The 5,305-nt window shown below is 69.8% G+C and carries 5 protein-coding genes; 1 reads left to right on the top strand and 4 read right to left on the bottom strand.

Going from position 1 to position 5,305, the window contains the following annotated elements:
• Nucleotides 1–171: 171 nt before the first annotated feature.
• Complete coding sequence (locus tag CCN39_RS46460; protein WP_086853440.1) at nucleotides 172–432, bottom strand: hypothetical protein; 261 nt, start codon at nucleotides 430–432, stop codon at nucleotides 172–174.
• Nucleotides 433–1,065: 633 nt separating this feature from the next.
• Here CCN39_RS46460 and CCN39_RS46455 point away from each other — a divergent pair.
• The gene (locus tag CCN39_RS46455; RefSeq protein ID WP_086853438.1) at nucleotides 1,066–1,398 is read left to right on the top strand and encodes a helix-turn-helix domain-containing protein; all 333 of its coding nucleotides are present in this window, start codon (nucleotides 1,066–1,068) and stop codon (nucleotides 1,396–1,398) included.
• A gap of 138 nt (nucleotides 1,399–1,536) precedes the next feature.
• On the opposite strand, the gene CCN39_RS46450 is transcribed toward CCN39_RS46455, so the two are convergent.
• The 3 genes from CCN39_RS46450 to CCN39_RS46440 form a co-directional block, all read right to left on the bottom strand.
• Nucleotides 1,537–2,994, bottom strand: a complete 1,458-nt coding sequence (locus CCN39_RS46450; protein ID WP_086853436.1) for a cellulose binding domain-containing protein — start codon at nucleotides 2,992–2,994, stop codon at nucleotides 1,537–1,539.
• Between the two features lie 194 nt (nucleotides 2,995–3,188).
• Nucleotides 3,189–4,829, bottom strand: a complete 1,641-nt coding sequence (locus CCN39_RS46445; RefSeq protein ID WP_086853434.1) for an AMP-binding protein — start codon at nucleotides 4,827–4,829, stop codon at nucleotides 3,189–3,191.
• Nucleotides 4,826–5,305, bottom strand: a 480-nt coding sequence (locus CCN39_RS46440) for a CocE/NonD family hydrolase (RefSeq protein WP_143264436.1), incomplete at its 5' end; no start/stop codon positions are given. The genes CCN39_RS46440 and CCN39_RS46445, both read right to left, overlap by 4 nt.

The raw sequence follows: 5,305 nt of genomic DNA, 5'->3' as shown, positions 1-5,305 counted from the left end.
CGCGCTCGCGGGCCGCGGCCCGGTCCGGGCGTGTGTGGCGTCGAGCTTTGTTCCGAGAGCGGCTCGTTCGGTGAGGGGCACGGGGGAGATCGCCGTGCGGTGCCGTCACGCCGACTGGACCTCGGCTGCCGCATCTCCTCTCCGCCGGTGCCGTGCGTCGCGGATCCGGCCTCAGGCGCCAAGGCGGCTGTAGAGCCGGCTGGCCAGGGAGCCGGCGAGCTGGTTCAGCGCGGCGTGCGGGTCGAGCTGCGCGAACTGCCCGAGCAGCTCCGCCGCTGCGTAGGCCTCGGCCTCCGACACCACCGCCACGCACCGCTCCCGCCGGCCCTGTTCCAGCAGTCGCGCCAGCGCCTCGGCGTACTCCCGGAGGTCGGCGACCTCGGTCAGGCCGTAACGCTGCTCGAGCGGTTCCCGGACGGCCTCGTCACTCACGGTCGTTCCTCTCTTCCTCACCGTTGTCCCCCATACGTGTCAGAAAATCTATGCCGACCGGAGTAGACATTCGGCGGCGGGTGTGTGTAGTGTTCTTCTTGTACCGAGAGAGACAACGTCAAACGGGCGCGGGAGAGGACGTAACTACCCGCGAGGTGAGACAAGCCGGTCAGGCAGCGCGGAGCCGATCACGGAACATGGTTTCGGCTGGTGACCGGGAGCAGTGGTTAGTGCAGTGGCAGGACCGGTCAGGTGGCCGGAGCCGATCTGTGAACGGGGCTCCGGGCAGTGACCAGCGGCGGCAGCGTGCTGGGACCGATCAGTGGAAGGGTTCCGGCAGTGACGTCCGCGGTAGCAGTACCCAGTAAGTGGAAAACACAGGAGAGAAGGGATCGGGAGCATCATTGGATCGCCCGCAGCGGCTGGGTAGCAGAGCCGCGCGGGTGCCGTAGTCCCATCGAGTTCGGAGGTGGTGCTCGGTTACGCATGAGCGATCCCCGCGAGTTCCGGTTTTCGGCCGGGCGCGGGTGCAGGAAGCCGGCGGTCGCGCCGGTGGACAATGGTGAAACCCAACCCTTGAGGACCCCGGGTGCCGTACGTGGCACCCGGGGTCCTTTGTGATGCGGAGGTGGAATGATTCCTGACCAGACAGGACCGGCCGCGCCGGATGCGGCCGACAAGTTCGACGACGAGCACTACCCGGCCTACACGATGGGCCGGGCCGCGGACATGCTCGGCACGACGCAGGGTTTTCTGCGCAGCCTCGACGAAGCCGGGCTGATCACCCCGCAGCGTTCCGCCGGCGGGCACCGCCGCTACTCGCGCCAGCAGCTGCGCCTGGCGGCCCGCGTGCGCGAACTGGTCGATCAGGGCACCGCGATCGACGCGGCCTGCCGCATCGTCAGCCTCGAAGACCAGCTTCACGAAGCCCAGCGCCTCAACACCGAACTCCGCACCGGCGACTGACCTCGCCGGCGGGCCCGCCCGCGAAGCGGGAGTGACGGTTCGTGACCGGACCTCCCGCCATCCGGCGATCCGGACGCCGAGAGCGAGCCCGCAGCACACAGCCCAGCCGACCTGACCGGCTTCGAACGCCGTGCTGCCTCACCAGGTGAGCGGCAGGGTGGCGATGTAGTCGGTGAGCAACCCGGAAATGATCCGGTGGTCGTTGCGGGAGAAGTGCCAGTCGCACCCCAGGTGGTCCAGGCGCGGGTCGTCGAAGTTCCAGAAGCGGACCCGGCTGTCGCCGCGGGCGTTGCGTTCGGAGACGACCTGCTGGGCCTGGGTGGCGAACAGGTTCGTCGCGCCGACGACGATGATCGTGCCGGTGCCGTACTGCGCGCGGAGCTTGTCGAGGAAACCCTGGTAGGCGCTCTGGTACGCGGCGATCAGGCTGTCGGCGGTCGCCCACGGCTCACCGGAGTGCAGGGCCGTGCTGAAGTCGTTGGTGCCCAAGGCGACCACGACCAGCTGCGGCCGCCACGAGGCGGGGTTGTGCCACACGTCGCCGGAAACGTTCTGCAGCGTGCGGTCGTAGTAGGTGCGGAAGTCGGTTCCGGGCTCGCCGCCGTTGTAGTTGCGCACCATGCCGCGGCCGGAGTACGCGTTGACCTGGTAGTCGGCGTTCAGGCCGTGGGCGGTGAGGGCGCCGTAGCTGATGTCCGTGTTCGTGTTGCGGTCGATCCCGCCGTTGGCCGAGCAGTCGCGGGTGGTGGAGAGGTCGCCGTAGCCCGCGGTCAGCGAGTCGCCGATGAACTCGATCTGCCGGGTGCGCGCGGCGGGCTTCGCGAGGATCTCCCCGCCGGGTGCCGCGGCGAAACCGTCGAACTCGCCGGCGACCCACGGGCTTTCGGTCCGTTTCACCAGCCGCACGCTGTGTTCGGCGTCGGTCAGGCCGCGGATCTGGCGCGTGGTGCGGCCGGGGGTGACCAGCGTGGCGACCGTGGTGCCGTCGACCTGGATGTCGTAGTCGTTCTGGGCGTCGTCGAGCGCGACGTCCACGCCGGTGCCGCGGAAGCGGCCCTCGAAGGAGATGCCGGGCCAGGTGTACCGCGCGGCACCCGCCGTGGGCTGCACCCGGCCCACCGTGTGCGCCCGGGCCAGCGCGTCCACCGGCGGCGGGGACGTGGTCGTCGTCGGGGGCACGGGACCGGTGCACAGGGTGCCGTTGACGGCGAAGCCGGTGGGTACCGGGTTGGAGCCCGTCGACGAGCCGGTGAACCCGAACCGGGTGCTCGCGCCGGTGCCGAGGGAGCCGTTCCAGGCGGCGTTGCCGACGGCCACCCGATCGCCGGACTGGGCGACGGTGCCGTTCCAGAGCTGGGTGACGCGCTGACCGGCGGTGAACGTCCAGGTCAGCTGCCAGCTCGCGACCGGATCGCCGAGGTTGGTGACGTCGACGTCCGCGCTGAAGCCGCCCTGCCACTGGCCGGCGACCGCGTAGTCGACCCGGCAGCCCGCCGCGGCTCGGGCGGCGGGAACGGCGGCCACGGTGACGGCGGCGGCCGCGACGGTCAAGATCCCGGCGACGACGGCCGGCCGGGATCGGGCGATGGTGCGCATCGGCGTTTCCTCCGAGAACGGGCAAGGGGACGGGCACCGCGGTCAGCGGTGTGGATCGGGCCGGTTCTGGAAGCGCTCTCAGGCCGATCTTATCCGTGTGGCTGCCGAACTTGAATGCCTCATCCAGACGAAACGCCTTGAGCCACCGCACGCTCTTCCCTCGGCGACACGATGGGGAACGGAGGGCGTCCCGCTCAGGCGTTCCTGATCGCGGCCGCTTCGGCCAGGTCGAGGACCTGGACGGACTTCTCCCGCATCTCGATCTTGCGGACCTTGCCGGTGACGGTCATCGGGAACTCGTCGACCACCAGGACGTACCGCGGGATCTTGTAGTGCGCCAGTTTCCCCATGGCGAACGCGCGCAGGCTCTCGGCCGTCACCTCGCCGGCGCCGTCGCGGACCTTGACCCACGCGCAGAGCTCTTCGCCGTACTTGAGGTCCGGGACGCCGATGACCTGGGCGTCGAGGATGTCGGGGTGGGTGTAGAGGAACTCTTCGATCTCGCGGGGGTAGATGTTCTCGCCGCCGCGGATGACCATGTCCTTGATCCGGCCGGTGATGTTGACGTACCCGTCGGCGTCCATCACCGCGAGGTCGCCGGTGTGCATCCACCGCGCGGCGTCGATCACCTCGGCGGTCTTGTCCGGGTCGTTCCAGTAGCCGAGCATCACCGAGTAGCCGCGGGTGCACAGCTCGCCCGCCTCGCCGCAGGGCACGGTCAGGCCGGTGGCCGGGTCGACGAGCTTGATCTCCAGGTGCGGGTGCACCCGTCCGACGGTCGAGACGCGCAGTTCGAGGGAGTCGTCCATCCGCGTCTGGGTCGAGACGGGGCTGGTCTCGGTCATGCCGTAGCAGATGGTGACCTGTTCCATGCCCATCCGGGAGACGACCTGCTTCATCACCTCGACCGGGCAGGGCGATCCGGCCATGATCCCGGTGCGCAGGCTGGAAAGGTCGTAGCCGGCGAAGTCCGGGTGGTTGAGCTCGGCGATGAACATCGTCGGTACCCCGTAGAGCGAGGTGCACCGCTCCCGCTCCACCGCCTCCAAAGTGGACTTGGGGTCGAAGCCCTGGGCCGGGATGACCATGGTGGCGCCGTGGGAGGTGCAGGCCAGGTTGCCCATCACCATGCCGAAGCAGTGGTAGAACGGCACCGGGATGCACACCCGGTCGTCGGCGGTGTAGCCGCAGAGTTCGCCGACGAAGTAGCCGTTGTTGAGGATGTTGTGGTGCGAGAGGGTGGCGCCCTTGGGGAAGCCGGTCGTCCCGGAGGTGTACTGGATGTTGATCGGGTCGTCCGGGGACAGCGCCGCCTGCGCCTGCGCCAGCCGGGCCGGGTCCCCGCCGCGACCGGCCTCCAGGAGCAGGTCCCACTCGCCGGATCCGATCAGCACCACCGAACGCAGCTCGGGGCAGTTCCCGCGGACTTCCTCGATCATCGCGGCGTAGTCCGACGTCTTGAACTCGCGTGCCGACACCAGCATCGAGATCCCGGCCTGCTTCAGGACGTACTCGAGTTCATGTGTGCGGTAGCTCGGGTTGATGGTGACCAGGATCGCGCCGATCTTGGCCGTGGCGTACTGCAGCAGCGTCCACTCGGCCATGTTGGGCGCCCAGATCCCGACGCGGTCGCCCTTGGCCACGCCGGTCGCGAGCAGTCCGAGCGCGAGGGCGTCGACGTCCGCGCGGAGCTGCGCGTAGGTCCACCGCCGTCCCGTCGGGACGTCGGCCAGCGCCTCGCGGTCCGGGCCCGCGGCGACCGTGCGGTCGAAGTTGCCGCCGATGGTGTCGCCGAGCAGCGGCACGTCGGAGGTGCCGGACGCATAGGAGTTCACGCTTGACCTTCCGGCGCCGGGATCACGGGGAGCACGATGCGGGACGGCCGGGCGATCTGCTGGTGCGCCCGACGCGATTGCGTGTCGTCGCCGGTGTTGAGGTTGCGGTCCCAGCGGGGGAAGCTGCTGGAGGTGACCTGCACCCGGATGCGGTGCCCGGCGAGGAACACGTAACTGGTCGACCACAGGTCGACGACCTGCTCGGTGAACTCGCCCGGCGTCGCGGCCGCGCGGACGATGCCGTCGGCGATGTTCCGCGAGACGCCGTCGGGGTCGACGTCGCAGAGGCGGACGACCCAGTCGGTCGTGGGGGCGTCGGTCGCCGCGGTGAGGTGGGCCCGGACGCGGCCGGTGACCTCGAGGTTCGCGTCGAGCGGGTCGGTGGTGTAGACGAGGACGTCCGGCCGGGCTTCGACCTTGGCCTGGTCGAGGGGACCGGGCGCGAACTCGTTCGACATCAGCAGGGCGCCGCCGAC

It is taken from the genome of Amycolatopsis kentuckyensis (assembly GCF_002155975.1).
GTDB lineage: Bacteria > Actinomycetota > Actinomycetes > Mycobacteriales > Pseudonocardiaceae > Amycolatopsis > Amycolatopsis kentuckyensis.
This window is presented reverse-complemented; position numbering and strand designations above follow the sequence as displayed.

What these genes read in the sequence shown, in the direction of transcription:
- CCN39_RS46455 (WP_086853438.1), top strand. Translation starts at nt 1,066, where the DNA reads ATGATTCCTGACCAGACAGGACCGGCCGCGCCGGATGCGGCCGACAAG.
- CCN39_RS46450 (WP_086853436.1), bottom strand. Translation starts at nt 2,994, where the DNA reads ATGCGCACCATCGCCCGATCCCGGCCGGCCGTCGTCGCCGGGATCTTG.